We start from the raw sequence: 22,475 nt of genomic DNA, 5'->3' as shown, positions 1-22,475 counted from the left end.
ATGTCTCAGGCTGCATTGAACACGCGTAACCGCGACGATGAAGACGAATATTCTTCTTCACGGCGGAGTAATGGAACGCGTCTTGCAGGGATTATTTTCCTGTTGGGTGTGCTGTGTACCGTGTTTATCAGCGGCTGGATGGTGCTGGGCTGGATGGAAGATGCGCAGCGGTTACCGCTCTCGAAGCTGGCAGTAACCGGTGAGCGTCACTACACGCGTAACGATGATATTCGCCAGTCTATTCTGGCACTGGGGCCGCCTGGCACTTTTATGACTCAGGACGTCAATATCATCCAGAGCCAGATTGAACGTCTGCCGTGGATAAAACAGGCGAGCGTAAGAAAGCAATGGCCTGATGAATTGAAGATTCATCTGGTTGAATATGTGCCCATTGCGCGTTGGAATGATCAGCACATGGTTGACGTAGATGGAAATTCCTTCAGCGTCCCGGCCGATCGTGTTAACAAGCAAAATTTACCGATGTTGTACGGCCCGGAAGGTAGCGAAAACGAAGTGTTACAAGGTTTTCGTGATATGGGTCAGGTGCTGGCGAAGGACAGGTTTACGTTAAAAGATGCAGCAATGACGGCACGCCGTTCATGGCAACTGACGTTAACGAATGGCATTAAGCTCAACCTGGGCCGCGGCGACACAATGAAACGTCTGGCGCGTTTTGTAGAACTTTACCCGGTTTTACAGCAGCAGGCACAGACGGACGGCAAACGGATAAGCTACGTTGATTTGCGCTATGACTCAGGCGCAGCAGTCGGTTGGGAACCGGCTCCGGTCGAGGAACCTAATCAGCAACAGAATCAGGCACAGGTACAGGCAAAACAACAATGATCAAGGCGACGGACAGAAAACTGGTAGTTGGACTGGAGATTGGCACCGCGAAGGTTGCCGCTTTAGTAGGGGAAGTTCTGCCCGACGGTATGGTCAATATCATTGGCGTGGGCAGTTGCCCATCCCGTGGTATGGATAAAGGTGGGGTAAACGATCTTGAGTCGGTGGTGAAATGCGTACAGCGCGCCATCGATCAGGCTGAATTGATGGCAGATTGCCAGATTTCCTCTGTCTATCTGGCCCTTTCTGGCAAGCACATTAGCTGCCAGAACGAAATTGGCATGGTACCGATTTCCGAAGAAGAAGTGACGCAGGAAGACGTGGAGAACGTTGTGCACACGGCGAAATCCGTGCGTGTCCGCGATGAGCATCGCGTGCTGCATGTGATCCCGCAGGAGTATGCGATTGACTACCAGGAAGGGATCAAAAACCCGGTAGGTCTGTCCGGCGTGCGTATGCAGGCCAAAGTGCACCTGATCACCTGCCACAACGATATGGCGAAGAACATTGTCAAAGCCGTTGAACGTTGTGGCCTGAAAGTTGACCAACTTATTTTCGCCGGTCTGGCCGCAAGTTATTCCGTGCTGACCGAAGATGAACGTGAACTGGGCGTCTGTGTGGTCGATATTGGTGGTGGTACAATGGACATCGCCGTGTATACCGGCGGTGCTCTGCGCCACACCAAAGTGATCCCTTACGCAGGGAACGTTGTGACCAGCGATATTGCCTACGCCTTTGGTACGCCACCGAGCGATGCAGAGGCCATCAAAGTGCGCCACGGTTGTGCACTGGGTTCTATCGTTGGCAAAGATGAGAGCGTTGAAGTGCCGAGCGTAGGCGGTCGTCCGCCACGTAGCCTGCAGCGCCAGACGTTGGCAGAGGTGATTGAGCCGCGCTATACCGAGCTGCTCAACCTGGTCAACGAAGAGATTTTGCAGTTACAGGAACAGCTTCGCCAGCAGGGTGTTAAACATCATCTTGCCGCGGGGATTGTATTAACCGGCGGGGCAGCGCAAATTGAAGGTCTTGCGGCCTGCGCTCAGCGCGTGTTCCATACACAAGTGCGTATTGGTGCGCCGCTGAATATCACCGGTTTAACGGATTATGCTCAGGAGCCGTACTATTCAACGGCTGTGGGACTGCTTCATTATGGGAAAGAATCCCATCTCAGTGGCGAAGCAGAAGTGGAAAAACGCGTATCAGTGGGGTCGTGGGTCAAACGACTTAATACCTGGTTGCGAAAAGAGTTTTAATTTTTTTAAGAGACCGGAGAGAATTAGCGGTCTCGGGCGACAGGCACAACGGAGAGAAACTATGTTTGAACCAATGGAATTAACCAACGACGCGGTGATTAAAGTCATCGGCGTCGGTGGCGGCGGCGGTAATGCCGTAGAGCATATGGTGCGTGAGCGCATTGAAGGCGTTGAATTCTTTGCGGTCAACACCGATGCACAGGCATTGCGTAAGACGGCTGTAGGCCAGACTATCCAGATTGGTGGTGGTATCACCAAAGGTCTGGGCGCTGGGGCTAACCCGGAAGTGGGTCGCAATGCGGCTGAAGAAGATCGCGAGGCCCTGCGTGCTGCACTGGAAGGTGCGGACATGGTCTTTATCGCAGCGGGCATGGGCGGCGGTACCGGTACCGGCGCGGCACCTGTTGTGGCCGAAGTAGCAAAAGATTTAGGTATTCTGACCGTTGCTGTCGTGACTAAGCCTTTCAACTTTGAAGGCAAGAAGCGTATGGCTTTCGCGGAGCAGGGTATCACCGAGCTGTCCAAACACGTGGACTCTCTGATTACCATCCCGAACGACAAACTGTTGAAAGTTCTGGGTCGCGGTATCTCCCTGCTGGATGCCTTTGGTGCAGCCAACGACGTGCTGAAAGGCGCGGTTCAGGGTATCGCTGAACTGATTACCCGTCCTGGCCTGATGAACGTTGACTTTGCAGACGTTCGCACCGTGATGTCCGAAATGGGCTACGCGATGATGGGTTCTGGCGTGGCGAGCGGTGAAGACCGTGCGGAAGAAGCGGCTGAAATGGCTATCTCTTCTCCACTGCTGGAAGATATCGATCTGTCTGGTGCGCGCGGCGTGCTGGTCAACATTACCGCTGGCTTTGACCTGCGTCTGGATGAGTTCGAAACCGTGGGTAACACCATCCGTGCGTTCGCCTCTGACAACGCTACCGTGGTAATCGGTACATCCCTTGACCCGGAAATGAACGACGAGCTGCGCGTGACTGTTGTTGCCACCGGTATCGGTATGGACAAGCGTCCTGAGATCACTCTGGTGACCAACAAGCAGACTCAGCAGCCGGTCATGGATCGTTACCAGCAGCACGGTATGGCTCCTCTGACTCAAGAGCAGAAACCAGCGGCGAAAGTGGTTAACGATACCACTCCACAAACGGTAAAAGAGCCAGATTATCTGGATATTCCGGCGTTCCTGCGTAAGCAAGCTGACTAAGAATTGGCTGGAATTTGGGGATTTTCGCTCTTTGTGCTAAACTGGCCCACCGATAGTGATATACACTCTCGGTTGGATAGTTAATTTGGCGAGATTATACGATGATCAAACAAAGGACACTTAAACGTATCGTTCAGGCGACTGGCGTCGGTTTACATACCGGCAAGAAAGTCACCCTGACGTTGCGCCCTGCGCCGGCCAATACCGGGGTCATCTATCGTCGCACCGACTTGAATCCACCGGTAGATTTTCCGGCCGATGCCAAATCTGTGCGTGATACTATGCTCTGTACTTGCCTGGTGAACGAGCATGACGTGCGGATTTCTACCGTAGAGCATCTGAACGCCGCCCTGGCGGGCCTGGGTATCGACAACATTGTTATTGAAGTCGATGCGCCAGAAATCCCGATCATGGATGGTAGTGCTGCTCCGTTCGTTTATCTGTTGCTGGATGCTGGCATCGAAGAACTGAACTGCGCGAAGAAATTTGTTCGCATCAAAGAGACTGTTCGCGTCGAAGATGGTGACAAGTGGGCTGAATTCAAACCGTACAATGGTTTCTCGTTGGACTTTACCATCGACTTTAACCATCCGGCGATTGACTCCAGCACCCAGCGCTATGCGATGAACTTCTCAGCTGATGCGTTTATGCGCCAGATCAGTCGTGCACGTACTTTCGGCTTTATGCGTGATATCGAATATCTGCAGTCCCGTGGCCTGTGCCTGGGCGGCAGCTTCGATTGTGCCATCGTTGTTGACGATTATCGCGTACTGAACGAAGACGGTCTGCGTTTCGAAGATGAATTCGTTCGTCACAAAATGCTGGATGCGATCGGCGACCTGTTCATGTGTGGTCACAATATCATTGGTGCATTTACCGCGTTTAAATCCGGTCATGCACTGAACAACAAATTGTTGCAGGCCGTCCTGGCAAAACAGGAAGCCTGGGAATATGTGACCTTCCAGGATGACGCTGAACTGCCGCTGGCTTTCAAAGCACCAAGCATGGTTCTGGCGTAACGGTTTACACCGTTCGTAAAAAATCGACTGGTTAACCTGGTACTCTCTCCGGCCAGGAAGACCAGTCGTTTTTATTTTTACCCTTCTTCTTTTTTGCTCCCGTTCTTCCTCTCGCTTGTCGGGCGTGGAAAATCTGTGCGTTAGCTGCATTCTTGACCGTTTTTCCCCGCTGCGATACGTCATTCCTGCTGCTGTGTACTGGCTTTAGTGGTAATATCTGGGCGCTAAAAAGAATAACTGAACTCAGCCTGTACAAGGCTGGCTTATGTGGTGGAGCAGGTGAGCGGAATACTGACGCGCTGGCGACAATTTGGCAGACGTTACTTCTGGCCGCATCTCTTATTAGGGATGGTCGCGGCGAGCCTCGGCTTGCCTGCGCTCAGCAACAGTGCTGAAGCGGCAACACCGACGAAGACCTCCACAACCAAACACGATCTCACCACGCGGGTTAACTTTACTAACCTTGCATTGCTGGAAGCTAATCGCCGCCCGAATTTCTCGGTTGATTACTGGCATCAGCACGCCATTCGTACGGTTATCCGCCACCTGTCCTTTGCGATGGCACCGCAGGCGATGCCTGTGGCAGAAGAGACGCTGCCGGTTCAGGCTCAGCACCTTGCCTTGCTGGACACGCTCAACGCGCTGCTCACGCAGGACAGCCAGCCGCCGGTTATGGTTCGTCAGACGGCGCAAATCGTATTCGTTCCACCGGTCACATTCTCTGTCTCGACATGGATTAGCCAGGTTCACGGCATTCGCGCCGGGCCTCAACGCCTCAGCTAAATTAACGCTTTTTCAATACCTTAATTTATCTGCCCATTATGGGGCGTTTGAGAATTTATTATGTTAATCAAATTATTGACCAAAGTTTTTGGTAGTCGTAACGATCGTACCCTGCGCCGTATGCGTAAAGCCGTCACCGTCATCAATGGTATGGAACCGGCGATGGAGAAGTTGTCTGACGATGAGCTGAAAGCGAAAACTGCCGAATTCCGTGCGCGTCTGGAAAAGGGTGAATCCTTAGAAAACCTGATCCCGGAAGCTTTTGCTGTTGTGCGTGAAGCGAGTAAGCGCGTGTTCGGTATGCGACACTTCGACGTACAGCTGCTGGGTGGTATGGTGCTTAACGATCGCTGCATCGCAGAAATGCGTACCGGTGAAGGTAAAACCCTGACGGCAACGCTGCCTGCATACCTCAACGCACTGAGCGGTAAAGGCGTCCACGTCGTTACCGTCAACGACTACCTGGCACAGCGTGACGCCGAAAATAACCGTCCTCTGTTCGAATTCTTAGGCATGACCGTGGGCATCAACATGTCCGGCCTGCCAGCGCCAGCCAAGCGTGATGCGTATAATGCAGACATCACCTACGGTACCAACAACGAATACGGCTTCGATTACCTGCGTGACAACATGGCGTTCAGCCCTGAAGAGCGTGTACAGCGTAAACTGCACTATGCGCTGGTGGATGAGGTGGACTCCATCCTGATCGATGAAGCGCGTACTCCGCTGATCATCTCCGGCCCGGCCGAAGACAGCTCTGACATGTACCGTAAAGTCGACAAAATCATTCCACACCTGCTGCGCCAGGAGAAAGAAGACTCCGATACCTTCCAGGGTGAAGGCCATTTCTCCGTAGATGAAAAAGCACGCCAGGTGAACCTGACTGAACGCGGTCTGGTGAAAATTGAAGAACTGCTGGTTGCGCAGGACATCATGGACGAGGGTGAATCCCTGTATTCCCCGAGCAACATCATGCTGATGCACCACGTGACGGCGGCACTGCGCGCTCATGCGCTGTTCACGCGTGATGTCGACTACATCGTGAAAGACGGCGAAGTCATCATCGTTGATGAACACACTGGCCGTACCATGCAGGGTCGTCGCTGGTCTGACGGCCTGCACCAGGCTGTTGAAGCCAAAGAAGGCGTTGATATTCAAAACGAAAACCAGACGCTGGCGTCCATCACCTTCCAGAACTATTTCCGTCTGTACGAGAAGCTGGCGGGGATGACCGGTACGGCAGATACCGAAGCGTTTGAGTTCAGCTCCATCTACAAACTGGATACCGTGGTGGTGCCAACCAACCGTCCAATGATCCGTAAGGATATGGCGGATCTGGTGTACATGACCGAAGCGGAAAAAATTCAGGCCATCATCGAAGATATTCGTGAACGTACCGCTAACGGCCAGCCGGTGCTGGTGGGTACCATCTCCATCGAGAAATCCGAAGTGGTTTCGAATGAGTTGACCAAAGCGGGTATCAAACACAACGTACTGAACGCCAAGTTCCACGCCAAAGAAGCGGACATTGTCGCGCAGGCGGGTTACCCGGCTGCTGTGACCATCGCCACCAACATGGCTGGTCGTGGTACCGACATTATGCTGGGTGGTAGCTGGCAGGCCGAAGTGGCGGAGCTGGAAAACCCAACGCCAGAACAGATTGCCCAGATTAAAGCAGACTGGCAGGTTCGCCATGATGCGGTTCTGGCTTCTGGCGGTCTGCACATCATTGGTACTGAGCGTCATGAATCTCGCCGTATCGATAACCAGCTGCGTGGCCGTGCGGGTCGTCAGGGTGATGCCGGTTCTTCCCGCTTCTACCTGTCTATGGAAGATGCGCTGATGCGTATTTTCGCCTCCGACCGTGTTTCCGGCATGATGCGTAAACTGGGTATGAAACCAGGCGAAGCCATTGAGCACCCGTGGGTGACCAAAGCGATTGCCAATGCACAGCGTAAAGTGGAAAGCCGCAACTTCGATATTCGTAAACAACTGCTGGAATACGATGACGTTGCTAACGATCAGCGCCGCGCGATCTACACCCAACGTAACGAACTGCTGGATGTGTCTGATGTAAGCGAAACCATCAACAGCATCCGCGAAGACGTGTTCAAAGCGACTATCGACGCGCACATTCCACCTCAGTCTCTGGAAGAGATGTGGGATATCGAAGGCCTGCAGGAACGCCTGAAAAACGACTTCGACCTTGAGCTGCCAATCAAAGAGTGGCTGGACAAAGAGCCTGAGCTGCATGAAGAAACCCTGCGCGAACGTATCTACGAAACCGCACTGGAGGTTTACAAGCGTAAGGAAGAGGTGGTTGGTGCTGAGATGATGCGCCACTTCGAGAAAGGCGTGATGCTGCAGACGCTGGACTCCCTGTGGAAAGAACACCTGGCGGCAATGGACTACCTGCGTCAGGGTATCCACCTGCGTGGCTATGCGCAGAAAGATCCGAAGCAGGAATACAAGCGTGAATCCTTCTCTATGTTTGCTTCTATGCTGGAATCGCTGAAGTATGAAGTGATCAGCACCCTGAGCAAAGTCCAGGTGCGTATGCCGGAAGAAGTGGAAGCGATGGAACAACAGCGTCGTGAAGAGGCTGAACGTCTGGCGCAGATGCAACAGCTGAGCCACCAGACTGACGACAGCGAAGCTGCTGCGGCGATCGCAGCGCAGACCGGCGATCGTAAAGTAGGGCGTAACGATCCATGCCCATGTGGTTCCGGTAAAAAATACAAGGCGTGCCACGGTCGTCTGAACTAAGATCATAAAAAACAAAAAGGCGCAGAAATCTGCGCCTTTTTTATGGAAGTCACAATATGAAAATACTGCAAATTGCCGTCGGGATTATTCGCAACCCGCAAAACCAAATTTTTATCACCCAGCGTGCCGCCGACGCCCATATGGCGAACAAGTGGGAATTTCCTGGTGGGAAAATCGAGTCAGGTGAAACACCGGAACAGGCGCTGGTTCGTGAACTTCAGGAAGAGGTGGGAATAACCCCACTGGGTGCAACGCTGTTTGATAAACTCGAATACCAGTTCCCGGACAGGCACATCACACTGTGGTTCTGGCTGGTGGAAAGTTGGGAAGGTGAACCCTGGGGTAAAGAGGGACAACCGGGTAACTGGATTGAGCTTCAGGCAAGCGATGCCGAAAGATTCCCTCCGGCAAACGAACCTGTTATCCAGCGATTAGTGGTAAAACCCCAGGCCTGCTAAGCGACGTGCCAGCAGGCGTTGAACGCTACAGCTGCTCTTCACTCCAGTCATCACTGTCAGAGAGGGTGCCTTCACTTGGAATGCGTTTCTCTTCCGCCGCCCATTCTCCCAGGTCGATTAACTGGCAGCGCTTACAACAGAACGGGCGAAACGGACTCACTTCGCCCCAGACGACAATTTTCCCACAGGTGGGGCAGTTTACGGTTGTGACGTCAGACATCGGCACTCCTTAACAACAGGCCAGTTCAAAATCGAGACGCTCCGGCACGGTGCCATTTTCGCTGTCCAGCGGCATAAAGCGGATCGCAAAACGGCTCTTATGCCCGGAAATTTGCGGATAGAGTTCGTCACTGAGAGACAAATTCAGGCGCAACAGATCGGCATCATCACCATTATCCTGATAGAAACCGTTCAGACTGGTTTGCTTACGGAACGGTGCTGAATTGCGGATAAGATCGAGGATCAGCGATAACGCCTGATGCATTGGCTCCAGACTTGTCATCCAGCTTTCAACCTGCGCATCACGCTGCTCCTGGGGCATATGCAACCACATGTGGAGTGTTGGCAGGTCAAAGCTACAGCATCCACCTGGAATACTCAGCCGTTGGCGTACCAGACCAATTAAGCGATCTTCGCGCAAAAATTGCCCTACACGGGGGGCAGCCATCAGGATGCTGCTGCTATTTTTCAACTGCTGACGAAGGGAGTCTATCCGGCTTTGGTCAACGCCCGGAACTTCCGCCCAGGCCTGCAGTTTACGCTGCTGGCGCTCCAGCTCTTTCAGCAATTCGGTGCGGACGTCGCCGCGTTCAATCACATCCAGCAGATCGCCCACGTTGCGGAAGAAATGCAGCGCAGTGGCGTGATCGTTGACAGGCAGATGTTGTGAGAGCTGTTGAATGAGAAATTCAATACGCAGCCAGGTACGCATTTTTTCATTAAGCGGGTGCTCAAAAAGGATATGAGTAGACATTATGGTTTTTCCTGTGCAACGGCCTGCGCGGCGAACGTCAGATACTGTTCGTGCAGACGGGCAACATCCGATGCAATGGCATCTGGTGCGCCGTTATTATCAATAACATCATCCGCAACGGCAAGACGCTGAGTGCGCGTAGCCTGAGCGGCAAGGATTTGTTCAGCATGTTCGCGCGAGACATGGTCGCGTGCCACGGTTCGCTGGACCTGCGTTTCGGGCGAAACATCAATGACCAGAACCCGATCGGCTTTATTCTGAAGGTTATTCTCTACCAGCAACGGAACCACCCACAGAACATAGGGCGAGATGGCTGCGGCAATCTGACGCTGGGTTTCCTGATGGATAATGGGATGGAGCAGGGTATTGAGCCAGCTTTTTTCTGAAGGATCAGAAAAAATACATTCACGAAGCTGGCGGCGATTAAGCGTGCCATCTGCGTTAATGATTGTCGGGCCAAAATGCGCCTCAATGGCCTTTAGTGCGGGTGTATCAGGCTCTACCACCTGACGGGCAATGATATCAGCATCAATAATTGTGATACCCAGACGAGAAAATGCGTCCGCAACGGTACTTTTGCCACTACCGATGCCGCCGGTTAATGCGACGATATACCCCATTAAATCAAATCCTGGGAATTATTCATTATTAAAATCAGTTGGTTGAAATTTAAGCGTGCGCCCGCAAATGTTTAGTTCTCTTTACCGGCTTTTTACCAGGTAAATTTATAGGATTGTAGCGTAAAAAAAGAGAATTTCGCAGTCTTGCGGAGCAGGTATTAGTGCGTATGATAGCGTCACTGGAGTTGTGCTTTTAACATATTTGCTTCTAACCCCAGGAATCTGCACATGCGTATCGAAGAAGATCTGAAGTTAGGTTTCAAAGACGTTCTTATCCGCCCTAAACGCTCTACACTGAAAAGTCGCTCAGACGTTGAACTCGAACGTCAATTCACCTTTAAACACTCCGGTCAGACCTGGTCTGGCGTGCCGATCATTGCTGCTAACATGGACACTGTCGGAACCTTCGCGATGGCGACCGCACTGGCGAAATTCGATGTTCTCACCGCAGTACACAAACACTACAGCCCGGAAGAGTGGAATGCGTTTGTTGCAGCGGCATCCGAAGATGTGGTGAAGCATGTGATGGTCTCAACCGGCACATCCGATGCAGATTTCGAAAAAACCAATCAGATCCTGAATGCTAACCCGGCGCTCAACTTTGTATGTATTGATGTCGCGAATGGTTATTCAGAACACTTCGTGCAGTTCGTCAGTAAAGCGCGTGAAGCGTGGCCGGGCAAAACCATCATCGCGGGCAACGTGGTGACCGGTGAAATGTGTGAAGAGCTGATCCTCTCTGGCGCGGATATCGTGAAAGTGGGCATTGGCCCGGGCTCCGTGTGTACCACTCGCGTGAAAACCGGTGTGGGTTACCCGCAGCTGTCTGCCGTGATTGAGTGTGCCGATGCCGCGCATGGTCTGGGCGGTCAGATCATCAGTGACGGCGGTTGTACTATGCCGGGTGATGTTGCTAAAGCCTTTGGCGGCGGCGCAGACTTTGTGATGCTCGGCGGAATGCTGGCAGGGCACGAAGAGAGCGGTGGTACCGTGGTTGAAGAGAATGGCGAGAAATTTATGCTGTTCTACGGCATGAGCTCTGAATCCGCGATGACCCGTCACGTTGGTGGCGTGGCAAAATACCGCGCGGCAGAAGGTAAAACCGTGAAGCTGCCTCTGCGTGGCCCGGTGGATAATACGGCACTCGACATTCTCGGCGGTCTGCGTTCTGCCTGTACCTACGTTGGTGCATCCCGCCTGAAAGAGCTGACTAAACGCACGACATTTATCCGAGTTCAGGAGCAGGAAAACCGCGTATTCAATAGCCTGTAATGGCTTTCGCTGGCGCATATCCCCGTCATTATTCAGGGTATGTTCGTGCGCCAGCGCTATCCCACACTCATCGCATCCCCCAGATGGAAAATCGGCAGATACATCGCCACGACCAGCGTGCCGATGATGACGCCCGTCACTATCAGAAGTAAAGGTTCCAGGAGCGCCGCCAGGCTATCGGCCAGCTGAAAGGTTTGCTCGGTGTGGTGACGAGCAAGGTTCTCCAGCATGACGTCGAGCGCTCCTGATATTTCACCTGTTCGCACCAGTTGAATACACAACGGTGTAAAGACTGCCGCCTTCTGGAATGATGACCAGACGGGCATACCCTTTTCGATATCTTCCCGAATGTTCCGCAGTTTCTCTTGCCAGTACTGGCTCTCAACGGCGTCTTCTGCACTCTCCAGTCCCTGTAAAAATGCAATACCAGCCTGCTGCGTGAGTGACAGCACGGTAAATATTTGCCCCAGTTTTTGCCCTCTTGCCAGCGCGCCCAGAACGGGGATGAGCAACAGCGTTCGCTGCCAGCGAGGATGTCGCCGCAGGCTATATGCGATGGCAACTGGCAGAAGCAGTGCCATGAACAGGGCGATGGCGTAGGACTGTATAAAGGCTGCCAACTCCATGACCATCTGCGTCAGCAGGGGAAGCGGCGTGTTAAACGTCCTGTAGATCGCGGCAAATTCCGGTAAGACCAGCGTAACCATTGCCAGCACGACGAGGACTGCCAGCGTCAGGATGATCATCGGGTAGCGCAGTGCCTTTTTCACTTTCGCACTGAGTTGCTGCTGAGATTTTTGTTGCCGGGCAAGCTGGCGACAGCACGCTTCCAGTTTTCCCGTCAGCTCGCCTGTTTTCACCATAGAAACATAAAGCGGGTTAAATACCGCAGGCCATTTTTGCAGTGCCTCTGAGAAATTGCACCCTTCGCTAAGATCATCGGCGATGCTTTGCAGCAACGCCTGCCATTGTTGTACCGGATGCTGGTCTGCCAGCATTTGCAGGCTGTGAGATAACGTCAGACCCGCCTGCAAAAGTGTGGCGAGCTGGCGGAACATCTCGTAGCAGTGATGGGATCGCCAGCGTTGCCCCTGTGAGCACCGGGTGAGCGTCAGAGGGTGTAGCCCTTTGTTCATCAATCTGGCGAAGGCCGCTTCACGGTCAGGGGCTAAAAGAGTCCCGTTCTGGGGTTCTCCTTCAAGAGAAAGCGCGCGCCAGCGCCAGAGATGATTAGATGCCATCGGGCATTCCCAGTACGCGCAGCAGCTCTTCGAGCGTGGTCAGCCCTTGCTCAACGGCCATGCAGCCATGTTCAAATAAAGATGTCATTCCCGCCTGTCGGGCGCTGGCTTCTATCACCTCTGTCGCCGCCCCGCTGGCAATGGCCTGCCGGAGTGTGTTGTCGATGGCGAGCACTTCAAAAATGGCGACGCGGCCATAAAACCCGTGATAGCAGCGATCGCAACCTGCAGGCTGCCAGCGCGGGAGCGGGCGGGGCCATACTGCACGCGGTAATTCTGTGTGGTCGCTGGTTTCCTGTCGGCAATGTGGACACAGACGACGTACCAGCCGCTGGGTAATCACCAGTGATAACGCAGAGGAGAGCATCCAGCGAGCAACCCCCATTTGTTGCAGGCGAACCAGGGCTTCTGCCGTTGAGTTGGTGTGCAGCGTTGACAGCACCAGGTGCCCGGTCTGTGCGGCGTTGATGGCGATTTCTGCCGTTTCACCGTCGCGAATTTCACCCACCATGATAATGTCGGGATCCTGGCGCAGAAGTGCCCTCAGTACGCTCTGAAAGGTTAAGCCCGCACGTGGGTTAATCTGCGTCTGGTTCAACCCTGCCAGTGGGATCTCAATCGGATCTTCCACACTGCAGATGTTGACGTCCGGGGTGTTTCGCGCCTGCAACGCGCTGTATAACGTCACGGTTTTGCCGCTGCCGGTAGGTCCCGTGACCAGAATCAGCCCCTGAGGGTTATGGAGCACCCCGGTAAAGCAGGCCAGTTGCTCTGCTCTCATCCCCAGCTTTCCAGGTTCCAGCGCCTGTTGAACCTGATGAAGCAGGCGCAGCACAATTTTCTCACCACCGCTACAGGGAAGCGTGGCGATGCGGAAAGAGACCGGCTCGTTTGCCAGTTCAACCGTAAACTGCCCATCCTGGGGTAAGCGGCGTTCCGCAATATCCAGATTACCCAATACTTTTAAGCGCGCGCTGAGCATGGTCGCCAGCGTTGCGGAGAGTGGTGGTTGTGGGCACAGCACGCCGTCAATACGTAAGCGGATCTGGCAGGCGTGCTCCATGGGTTCGATGTGGATGTCGGATGCGCGCTGGTTTATTGCCAGCTGTAGCGTGTGGTTGAGGATATCCACCGCTGAGCGTGAGTCTGGTACGACGGGCAGATGTGTGTGTGAGGTCATCTGCCGGTGTTTTTCCATGCGCTCAATACTCCAGCACTCGATATCAATGCGTTTTTGGGTCGCGAAGCGCAGGGCTTCCATCAGTTCGGTGCCGGGGTTTCCCACCACGGCAATGTTAATCATGTCGGTATCGCTGGTCAGTAGTACGGCGTGATGACGCTGGCACAGAGCGACGAGTTGTTCTGAATTCATCATCCCTCCTGTCAGTTATTGTCGAAGCGGAAGACGTCTTCACAGGCCTGTTTGAGCGCGCTGTCGTTACTGATAGTGCAGTCACGCGTCCAGCCCGTCATGCCGTTGCCATCGTTCCATTGCGGCGTCATGACCACGTCAAGCCCATTCAGACTTTCCTGGCCCGTTAATATCACGATGCCTTTCACCACACTCATTCCTGAGACATAGCGTGTAGTTGTGGGAGAAGGGATGCCATTACTGCCTCCGTCACAGCTTTCCACACCGCCATGATCCAGTGCGCAAAGCTCAATGGCAGTACGATACGGGATGAAGGTTTGCAGCATGTCGGTCAATGCCGCTTTGCGCAGATAGTTCTGGTATGCGGGCACGCCAATGGCGCTCAGGATGGCAATAATGCCGATCACCACCATTATACGTGTTATTATATAGTAAAAAATTTGAAGGATTTTTCATCATGGGTATCAAAACAGCCTTCTGCTATTGCCGTGTAAGTTCAGGACGCCAAAAGACTGAGAAAGGTGGATTTGGTATGAGTCGTCAGCAAGCCTTGCTAACGACTTATGTCGAAGAATATGAGGACAAGGATGGTTTAGGGTACGAATTAAATGTTGACAATATAGTATTCTTAAAAGCTGAAGGAGTTAGTGGTTTTAGTGGGAAAAATATTGAAAAAGGATCTGTACTTCATTCCTTTATAGCTGATTATAAAAGCGGAAAGATCAAAAATGCTGTATTGATTATTGAAAACATAGATCGGTTTTCAAGAGCAAATCCCAATGAAGCAGCTGAACTCTTTTTAGGTTTGATTAATAAAGGGTGTGATGTACATGAAATTGATACAGAGACAGTACATCATAGATGTAGTGACTTAAATCAAATATCAGCAGGATTAACTCGTAGCCATAAAGAATCACTCAGAAAGCAAAAGCTTTCAATTAAAAATTGGGATGAACGTTTTGAAAAAACAGTAAAAAAACATGTTCCTTTAACAGGTCGTTGCCCAGGTTGGTTAAAAGTTGAAAATGACCTATACCAAGAAATACCAGAAAGAGTTGCACCAATTCGTCTCATTTTTGAATGGTATAATAATGGTTATGGTCAGGCATATATCCGAGATAGACTTAATAGTGAAGGATACAAATACAATGGTAAAACTTGGAGTAATTGGAGCGTACATAGAGTACTAAAAGATGAGAGAGTCACAGGTAAACATAGAACTCAATCAACACTACGCAATAATTTTGATGGGATTATGATGTATCCTGCTATTATTACTGAGCTTCAATTCAAAAGAGCTGAGCAGCGATTAACAAAGCCAGGTCGTGATAAAAAAATAAACCGTAGAGCTAATACGCTATTTTCAGGGGTGTTAATTTGCGGATTATGCAAGGCAGGCCATATTTTAATTAATAATGAAAATGGAAATCGCTTTGGTCGATGTTCTCATGCTATCGCGGGGAACAAACGATGTGTTGCTAACGGGTTCAAGTATAATGTCGTTGAGAATACACTAATAAAGTATTTGAGGCATTTAGATTTTGGCAGTCTTAACAATTCATCTCATGCGGTAGAACTTGAAAATTTGAGTAGTGAATTAATTCATTACTCTAACTATTTGGCAAATGTCCAAAGAACAGTAGACTCTGTGGATATTCCAAGTGAAACTGATTATAAGGTACTAAAAAATCTTGAGGCAAAAGTTAGGGAATTACAAGGTAAAATTGATGATATAAAAGCATTAGAGAATGTTAGTGTTAGTTATGAAGAGATAGTAAAAAAAATTAATAATGAGTTGATGGATGTTAGTAATATTGAGGTTAGACAAGAATTTAACATAAAAATAAGAAAGATCATTAGAGAGATTCAAATACTGAAAATACAGAAAAACATTGTTTTAGTATCGGTGTCATTTTATGTTAGCAATGATGTACAATGGATAACCATTAGTCTTAAAGAAGGGCTTTTATTAAGTAATACATATGTAGAAAACAAAGTTTTAGTAGTTACACTTGGCAATGAAATAATGACATACGATATTGAAAGTAAACAGTATTATTTAAATTCTAAACCGATTAGTAATGAAGATGCATATGCATTATTTGATTGACTTAGTTAGGAAGGCACCTTGGTTTTTTTTGAGCGTAGTTGAAGTATCCATGTAGATTGGAATGAATTTTACTCAGTAAAAAACAAAGCTCATTTTTTTACTGTTGAATGGAACCTTAATTTTGTTATTGAAGAAGTAATAGTCCACATATGATTATTATTACAAACCTAAAGGCGGGTTCTTTAGCGAAGCTTATCTTATAATATGGCTTTTTAAGCATCAAAAAATAATGATTTAGATTTGTTTTTTCTAACCTATAAATATCGGTAGATATTTATAGGGAGAGAAGAAAAAAATGAAATGAATTTAAATTATGTCCTATACTATATGTATAGTTAAAATCCTGTTGGTGTACCCGTTAGTCGTGGGGTAATGATAAGAGCGTCATTATCCTTGGTATAATAAATTAAAACCTGACCCTATCGACAAGTAGATGGCAGATGAGTTGTTCAACAGAACGCAGTGCAAATGAAACCCGTGCAAATTTCCCGAGCGTAAATTCCAGACAAAAAAGACGAAAACGCAGGAGTCACGGCAATGTGGCACTATAAAGGAATCGGATAATACCCCGTAGATTCCCTTGATAGACATATAAGGCCAATCCTTACCAAATGGTATAAGGGAGTCTATTACTTCTAATAGATTCAGTGACGAATTTATACAATATAGATCCGTCCAGAATTTGAGATGTACTTAGACGCTTATAGGAGTTATTCATACAGCTTTTATAAGAAGAGTAGTGATGAGCTACGACCGTTGCAAAGAATGGCGATAGGAAGAAACAGGGCAACCCGCTTCCGCTTGAGTACAATATAGTTGTATCCAAAATTCGCTGTATGAAATGTTGATGAGTATCAGCGTCAAGAAGTACAAATTAATTGTATATCTTGAGTATCTTCCCCCCGCAGTGGGGGATCGAAATGTATCCAAGAAATCCCGTCAAGGGGTAACGCTGCTAAAGCTAATCAATATTTGATAAATGTCCTATCAAAAAATTAATATCCAATGAATTGATATTCGAGTTGAAGCGAACGCCGTGAGATTCAATCGAGTGAAATTCCTGGCTCGCTTGTAAAGCGGGACAGTCAAAAAATAACATTAAATGGAAATATTAATTCAATTAGATATCGTTAGGATTGAAGGTAATGATCTCGGCTTGTAGCGACCTCTTGCTATGATCTCCTAATTAATTGTGTCATGTACTATAATAGTTACAACTTCCACCTTTCACTACCTTGGGTAGGTTTGTTAACGGTAATTGGTGGAAGTACTAATTATGCTAATTAATTTTGTTAATAATCATCACTACAGCACCAACGACATTGATACTTTTCATATCTTCAAAAGGTACTGCGATTGGTGGATAGCTATCATTATCACTCAATAAGCGTACTCCATCTATGAGCACCTGTACTCTCTTAAACAAATAATTCCCGCTCTGTTTTAATACAACAAGTTTGTTATCGGTTAAATTTATATCGTTAGTATCAATTATGATTACTCCTCCCGTAAGAAAAGTAGGGGTCATTACATCGGTATTGACCTTGATAGCACGGAGAGAGTGTAAATCCTTCACATCAAGCAGTTGAACATCAAGTTTCAGCATTTCGTCGGCATGATCAATAAAAGGTACATATATGACTTCTGAATCAGTACTGCCCATGCTCGATTGTTGGCCTGTTGCCAGCCACTCAATAGATACATTGCCTGCTTTTGCCAAGAGTACTAAGTTATCCAGTGTAGGGCTTGATGAACCGTGCATGTAGTTGTGAACAGTGCTATAGCCAATACCCGCACGTTTTGAGAACTCTCTACCCGTTGTTCCAAGTGCTGCTATGACGTGCTTTAAGCGTTCACTGAACTCTTTAGTACTTTGCTTTTTATTGATCATTCTATCGCCATTCAACTTAAGGAATTGTATTCCTAATTCGATTTGACTTGTTCATTTTATTGATCAATCATGTTCATGATTAAGTAATGAGTGATCATAATGAAGAATCATAAACAAGAAGGATCTCAAAAAAAGGAATCAAATGCCAGTACTCGAAACTGGCATCGAGCCGATGTGCTTGCAGCTATACGCAAAAGAGGTAGCTCGTTGGCTAAGTTGTCCCGAGACAACGGCTTGCATGAACGAACGCTATACAACGCCCTTGAGAGACATTGGCCAAAAGGTGAGCAGATTATTGCCGATTATATTGGGGTGACCCGAGAAGAAATCTGGCCAGAACGTTACAGCAATAGTGAGGAATAAATTGTGGCATACGCAACATATACAGTGGTTTGTCCGCATTGTGGAAGTACTACGACAGTTAACACCGGAATAAAAAGCAGTGGTACAGGTGTAGGTTCGTGCGGAGCATGTAGAAAACTTGTCAGAGTAGAAGTTGACTCTCTCGGTAATATAAAACGAGTATTAAAATAATAAGGGAAAATAAAAATGAAGAAAATACAGTTTTTTGTTTATATGGGATTCGGCTTAATCATGGTGTTCATGGTTTATAGTTATTTTAGTACATTCAATGAACCAGGGATGTCATTTGCTACAGTATTACTTGCATTAGTTACTTTAGCATTTTGGAGTATGGTTATGATCATTTCATTTTGGTGGTCAATTATAGCCATTCCATCTGTGCAAGAAAATTACCCCGCATTAATACAAAAACTTCCAAAGTTTTTTAATAACTTTCTTCTACCTGTCATTATTGTAATTTTATTATTAATAGCTGGGCAAGCTAATGTTCATATGATGAATCTGCAAGGAAAGAATCTTGGTTTTATGATCGAAGATCAATTCTCTGAAGCGAAGAGTGCCGGGATCTTTAACAGAGAAAAGTGGATTGAGGTTAAAGCTAAGCAAGATGAGTCAATGAAATTAGCCGATAAACATGCCGCCGCTGTAGCATTAGAAAAAAAGAACAAAGACTACATCGAAAGTAAGATTAATAGTCTCGACAAGAGTAGTGGTAAGTACTTAGTAGCTGAAAATATCTACAAGCAACATGGTGTTTGGGTCGATGATTACATTGCTATTCAAAAGAAGTCATGCTCACGTGAATTCAATCGATTGTTAGCTGCTAATGCAGCGTCTGAGCAAGCCATTGAGTACTGGAATGAAACCTCTGATTCTTTAACCCGGTCGGGTATTTCGCCATTTGCAGGGGGGAGGAGTCCTACAACCGATCCAGATATCCAGAGAACCAGCAATGATATTAGATTTGCCCGTTCTCAATTAGAAAATTGTGGTATAGCTCATCTTAACGAGATAGAACATCGTGTTACAGTACAAACTGATAATTGAAATGGGTTCAGTATTATGTATTTCAAAGCGGTGGTTATAAGTTCAAGCTTACTATTGTGTTTATCAGCCTCTGCTGAAGAACTGAAGCAAAATATTGATAGTACATTACAAAAATGCAAAATGGATGCCGTTAGTACTATTGATTCACAGAATTGCTATATCAAAGCTACTACAGCTTGGGATACTGAGCTTGGGAATCAGTACAAACTGCTAATGAAAGATCAGCCTGAAAATGTGCGTACAACCCTAAGAGATTCACAAAGGCAATGGATAAAATACAGAGATTTGTATAATAAAGGAATTGAGGCTTTTTATCAAAAAGAAGAGGGTACTATCTGGAGTTTAATTGCGGCTGAAAGCAAAATGAATATCATCCGCGATAAAACATTAGATCTTTATCGACTAAGGAATAGTACAAATCTTGGTGGTTGATGTTAAAAGGTAGCGTAGGCTACCTTTTTTATTGCCATCGATGCGTCAGGGCTGGTGGGAACCCGCTATTAATAATTCTTGCAGTATTTTCATCGTTCCATTCACAAAGAAGTATACCAAATATTAAATAATCATCCGTTTTTTCATCAAAGTACATGTGCATTACTCTATGGAGTAAGAGTTCGGTCTCACTGAAATAACTATGAATCATAGCTTATCTCTTATTTCATCTGTTTGTAGCTTTGAAACTTTAGAAATAGTAGCTCTTGAACAACCCAACAACTCCTGAATTCGATTCCAGCTTTTACCATCTGAAAGCAATTCCTTAACCTTCTTTCTGAGATTTTCATCTACAGGACGGCCTTTGTACTTTCCTTCACTTTTAGCTTTGTCAATTCCTTGTTTTTGGCGACGTCTGCGATCTTCATAATCCTTACGGGCGAATGCTGCCAGAAAATCTAACATCATCGTATTCATTGATTCGAACATTCGAGAAGTTAGTGAATCAGTACTTCCTTTCAATAATTGGTGGCTGGTTGGAAGATCTAACGATACTACTCGAATTCCTTTTGACTCGATGAGTGTGCGAAGAGTTTTCCAATCATTGGTAGTCAGCCTGGCCAGGCGGTCTACCTGTTCACATAGAAGTACATCGCCCGATTCTGCAATATCGAGTAATTGAAATAGTTGAGGACGTTGCAACGTTGCACCAGATACATTCTCGATAAAGTATTTTGAGACTTTCATACCATGTGTGCTTACGAATTCATCAAGTTCCACTTTCCCTCGTAAAGCATTTTGTTCTTGGGTTGAAGCCCTTAAATAGCCCCAAATACGCATTGTATCTTCCTTCAGTTCGTTTTACATGGTTCATTATATTTGGTCCTTTTTAAGTTGTAAAATAGATTTAGTGAACCAATATACAAAGGCAAATTGTAAGTCTGCTTGGGGTATACATGTCGGGAACCATAGGGAAGTGTAAGAAACATACTCATTTAAATAGATTCATGCCAAGTATGTATTAGCGGAAATGCATGTGCCTTTTAAAGGAATTGATAAAACTTATGTAAGATATTAATCATTGCTTATAGAAAAAGGCCCAAAACTTGTTGCTTTAGGCCGTTATATAGACTATTGCTTTTTCTTTCTTGTGATAAAAGCCTTACCAATGATTGCTGCAAATGCTATACAGGAATCGAGACCTTTTTTATCAGCAAGCCTTATAAGATAATGACCTACTTCACGTTCACTAAAACCGTTTTTGATTAAGTTTGTAGTTATCTCATCGAGATCTAAATTATCAGAGTCGGCATAATCATAATTAAAACTGTTTTGTTCATACTTATATGAACTTGTAACAGGTTGTACAACTTTTTTGACCTCTGTTTGTTGTTCAGGCTCTTTTGATATAGCCATTTGTTCTGACTGGATATCATTTTTTAGAGTCAAATCATTTTGGCGAAGTTGAGTAGGTTCAGCGAATTTGATATCGCCTATTTTACTCTTTACTAAAATAGTCTGACCATATTCGAGTTGCATCCATTGCCACTCATAATTTTTATTCTTCCAACCACCAGATTTTGATAAGGTGACTTTACCCAATCCAATAATATGGTAAATGCCATCCTTATTTTTGACTAATGTATCGCTTTGCGTTTGTGGCGATTGCCATTTGTTTATATTAGGGTAGTCAAAGTTTACAGTTGGAATTCCTTCCGCTATATCACTTAATCTACTGGCTTCGCTAATAATATATTTGCTATCTTGAATGTCCCATTCAGGAAGGCTACTGTAACATCCCAATATAGCTCCTGCCATACTTCCAATTGAATCTGTATCAGTGCCTAATAAATTGACACATGAAATAATTGCTTCGTATGGGTTTGCGTTTTTATAAAAATGACAAAGCAAGGCACTCGCAATTGCTGTATTAGTTGCAGTACCTCTCCTTGATTCTTTGTTGCATTCAAGTGCATCAATTACTGATTTGTATTTATCAGAGAGGTCATTATATTCTTTAGCTGCATTCAGAGATTTTGATAGATATGCTTTTGATTCAATGCGAACTCTCTCTACTTCTTCTTGCAGTTTTTTCCCTGAAATAATCTCCCAGTTAGGAAGCCAGAAATTATTTAACTCGTAGATCTCGTTAATAATTTGAGGGATAGCAGTGAAGTTATCAATAAAACCATTGATTTCTGTAGGGCCAGCAGGTTTTCCATTTATTAAAGCGTACTGTAAAGTATCAGCATGTAATAGGGCTCCACACACTGCTAATACATGACCATGAGTCACTAACGAATCTTTGATTACTGATGCAACATATTTTCTTTCTAAGATGTTTTTACAACTCCATACATGAGGTTGTATTCTCATGGCGGTTCCATTTCCACCTGAGTTTGTGTAATCAATCCCGTTAACTTTATAGAAATTAGAAAACCAATTTGTATCTTTACGCATGAGGTTTGTAGCGGCTAATTTGGTTGCTCTGCCAGCACCTAAAGCATAAGATAACCACACAGGAAGTTCTATTTTTGCAAATGACTCCGTGTCAAATTCACCATTACTTCTTATAGATCTCGATACGGCTAATCTTAATTGTGTATCATCTGAGTATGTCCCTGCTGGGAGGCTTACCGTTACTCCTGAGTAACCTCCAATTTTTCTGTTCCAGCTGACAGGCTTGAGGAGGTAGGAATCATTAATCCTTCGCTTTAAGCCACTTTCGTCGGTAAGTTCAGAAATCCAGCCAATAGCATCACCAGCGGCGGCCCACAGTGCGGAATTTATGACTTTTTGTTTTCTGAGTGAGTTCATTT

The 22,475-nt window shown here is 47.1% G+C and carries 21 protein-coding genes; 12 read left to right on the top strand and 9 right to left on the bottom strand.

The window, feature by feature from the left end:
- The 7 genes from ftsQ (at position 1) to mutT (ending at position 8,335) form a co-directional block, all read left to right on the top strand.
- Positions 1–843: a cell division protein FtsQ gene (gene ftsQ / locus ACJ9N4_RS08290; RefSeq protein WP_182273751.1), complete on the top strand. Its 843-nt coding sequence runs from the start codon at positions 1–3 to the stop codon at positions 841–843.
- Complete coding sequence (gene ftsA, locus ACJ9N4_RS08285; RefSeq protein ID WP_112011125.1) at positions 840–2,096, top strand: cell division protein FtsA; 1,257 nt, start codon at positions 840–842, stop codon at positions 2,094–2,096. Before ftsQ ends, ftsA begins: the two co-directional genes overlap by 4 nt.
- A gap of 61 nt (positions 2,097–2,157) precedes the next feature.
- Positions 2,158–3,309, top strand: coding sequence for a cell division protein FtsZ (gene ftsZ, locus ACJ9N4_RS08280; RefSeq protein WP_182919402.1), 1,152 nt, complete (start codon positions 2,158–2,160; stop codon positions 3,307–3,309).
- A 101-nt stretch (positions 3,310–3,410) separates the two neighbouring features.
- On the top strand, positions 3,411–4,328 hold the full coding sequence (gene lpxC / locus ACJ9N4_RS08275) for a UDP-3-O-acyl-N-acetylglucosamine deacetylase (protein ID WP_182273752.1): 918 nt from the start codon (positions 3,411–3,413) through the stop codon (positions 4,326–4,328).
- A 279-nt stretch (positions 4,329–4,607) separates the two neighbouring features.
- Positions 4,608–5,111: a secA translation cis-regulator SecM gene (gene secM / locus ACJ9N4_RS08270; protein ID WP_182273753.1), complete on the top strand. Its 504-nt coding sequence runs from the start codon at positions 4,608–4,610 to the stop codon at positions 5,109–5,111.
- Between the two features lie 60 nt (positions 5,112–5,171).
- Positions 5,172–7,877, top strand: a complete 2,706-nt coding sequence (gene secA / locus ACJ9N4_RS08265) for a preprotein translocase subunit SecA (protein WP_182919403.1) — start codon at positions 5,172–5,174, stop codon at positions 7,875–7,877.
- A gap of 56 nt (positions 7,878–7,933) precedes the next feature.
- On the top strand, positions 7,934–8,335 hold the full coding sequence (mutT, locus tag ACJ9N4_RS08260) for an 8-oxo-dGTP diphosphatase MutT (protein WP_182273755.1): 402 nt from the start codon (positions 7,934–7,936) through the stop codon (positions 8,333–8,335).
- 25 nt (positions 8,336–8,360) lie between these two features.
- Here the strand turns inward: mutT and yacG are convergent, their stop codons facing one another.
- The 3 genes from yacG to coaE are packed head-to-tail and all read right to left on the bottom strand — an operon-like array spanning position 8,361 to position 9,928.
- Positions 8,361–8,555, bottom strand: coding sequence for a DNA gyrase inhibitor YacG (yacG, locus tag ACJ9N4_RS08255; RefSeq protein ID WP_182919404.1), 195 nt, complete (start codon positions 8,553–8,555; stop codon positions 8,361–8,363).
- A 9-nt stretch (positions 8,556–8,564) separates the two neighbouring features.
- Positions 8,565–9,308 (bottom strand): cell division protein ZapD, encoded by a 744-nt coding sequence (zapD, locus tag ACJ9N4_RS08250; RefSeq protein WP_182273757.1) that lies wholly within the window; start codon positions 9,306–9,308, stop codon positions 8,565–8,567.
- Positions 9,308–9,928, bottom strand: coding sequence for a dephospho-CoA kinase (gene coaE, locus ACJ9N4_RS08245; protein WP_411500393.1), 621 nt, complete (start codon positions 9,926–9,928; stop codon positions 9,308–9,310). The genes zapD and coaE overlap by 1 nt, the downstream gene beginning before the upstream one ends.
- Before the next feature lie 228 nt (positions 9,929–10,156).
- On the opposite strand from coaE, the gene ACJ9N4_RS08240 reads away from it, so the two are divergent.
- Entirely contained in the window at positions 10,157–11,200 is a 1,044-nt protein-coding gene (locus ACJ9N4_RS08240; RefSeq protein ID WP_182919406.1) for a GMP reductase, read from the top strand.
- Positions 11,201–11,256: 56 nt separating this feature from the next.
- On the opposite strand, the gene hofC is transcribed toward ACJ9N4_RS08240, so the two are convergent.
- Genes hofC through ppdD form a run of 3 tightly spaced genes read right to left on the bottom strand, consistent with a single transcriptional unit; the run spans position 11,257 to position 14,226 of the window.
- Positions 11,257–12,441, bottom strand: coding sequence for a protein transport protein HofC (gene hofC / locus ACJ9N4_RS08235; protein ID WP_182919407.1), 1,185 nt, complete (start codon positions 12,439–12,441; stop codon positions 11,257–11,259).
- Positions 12,431–13,813: a type II secretion system protein GspE gene (gene gspE / locus ACJ9N4_RS08230; protein ID WP_182920001.1), complete on the bottom strand. Its 1,383-nt coding sequence runs from the start codon at positions 13,811–13,813 to the stop codon at positions 12,431–12,433. The genes hofC and gspE overlap by 11 nt, the downstream gene beginning before the upstream one ends.
- Before the next feature lie 11 nt (positions 13,814–13,824).
- Positions 13,825–14,226 carry a prepilin peptidase-dependent pilin gene (gene ppdD, locus ACJ9N4_RS08225; protein WP_411500392.1) on the bottom strand — a complete coding sequence of 134 codons (402 nt, stop codon included), beginning with the start codon at positions 14,224–14,226 and terminating at the stop codon, positions 13,825–13,827.
- A 44-nt stretch (positions 14,227–14,270) separates the two neighbouring features.
- Between ppdD and ACJ9N4_RS08220 the strand changes: the two genes are divergently transcribed.
- Positions 14,271–15,923, top strand: a complete 1,653-nt coding sequence (locus tag ACJ9N4_RS08220; protein ID WP_094934519.1) for a recombinase family protein — start codon at positions 14,271–14,273, stop codon at positions 15,921–15,923.
- A gap of 1,279 nt (positions 15,924–17,202) precedes the next feature.
- On the opposite strand, the gene ACJ9N4_RS08215 is transcribed toward ACJ9N4_RS08220, so the two are convergent.
- Positions 17,203–17,814 carry an XRE family transcriptional regulator gene (locus ACJ9N4_RS08215; protein WP_411500391.1) on the bottom strand — a complete coding sequence of 204 codons (612 nt, stop codon included), beginning with the start codon at positions 17,812–17,814 and terminating at the stop codon, positions 17,203–17,205.
- Positions 17,815–17,913: 99 nt separating this feature from the next.
- On the opposite strand from ACJ9N4_RS08215, the gene ACJ9N4_RS08210 reads away from it, so the two are divergent.
- From ACJ9N4_RS08210 to ACJ9N4_RS08200, 3 genes are all read left to right on the top strand, one after another.
- On the top strand, positions 17,914–18,177 hold the full coding sequence (locus ACJ9N4_RS08210; protein ID WP_094934521.1) for a helix-turn-helix domain-containing protein: 264 nt from the start codon (positions 17,914–17,916) through the stop codon (positions 18,175–18,177).
- A gap of 186 nt (positions 18,178–18,363) precedes the next feature.
- The gene (locus ACJ9N4_RS08205) at positions 18,364–19,224 is read left to right on the top strand and encodes an NADH-quinone oxidoreductase subunit J (RefSeq protein ID WP_094934522.1); all 861 of its coding nucleotides are present in this window, start codon (positions 18,364–18,366) and stop codon (positions 19,222–19,224) included.
- Between the two features lie 15 nt (positions 19,225–19,239).
- Positions 19,240–19,656: a lysozyme inhibitor LprI family protein gene (locus tag ACJ9N4_RS08200; RefSeq protein ID WP_094934523.1), complete on the top strand. Its 417-nt coding sequence runs from the start codon at positions 19,240–19,242 to the stop codon at positions 19,654–19,656.
- Positions 19,657–19,863: 207 nt separating this feature from the next.
- Here ACJ9N4_RS08200 and ACJ9N4_RS08195 read toward each other — a convergent pair whose 3' ends face one another.
- Both ACJ9N4_RS08195 and ACJ9N4_RS08190 read right to left on the bottom strand, forming a co-directional pair.
- On the bottom strand, positions 19,864–20,496 hold the full coding sequence (locus ACJ9N4_RS08195) for a recombinase family protein (protein ID WP_411500390.1): 633 nt from the start codon (positions 20,494–20,496) through the stop codon (positions 19,864–19,866).
- A 291-nt stretch (positions 20,497–20,787) separates the two neighbouring features.
- Complete coding sequence (locus ACJ9N4_RS08190; RefSeq protein ID WP_411500389.1) at positions 20,788–22,473, bottom strand: ADP-ribosylglycohydrolase family protein; 1,686 nt, start codon at positions 22,471–22,473, stop codon at positions 20,788–20,790.
- Between the last annotated feature and the right edge of the window lie 2 nt (positions 22,474–22,475).

Source organism: Enterobacter sp. LM3, from assembly GCF_046622475.1.
Lineage (GTDB): Bacteria > Pseudomonadota > Gammaproteobacteria > Enterobacterales > Enterobacteriaceae > Enterobacter > Enterobacter cloacae_P.
Note: the sequence above shows the minus strand (reverse complement) of the source record. Positions and strands in the feature narration are given on the sequence as shown.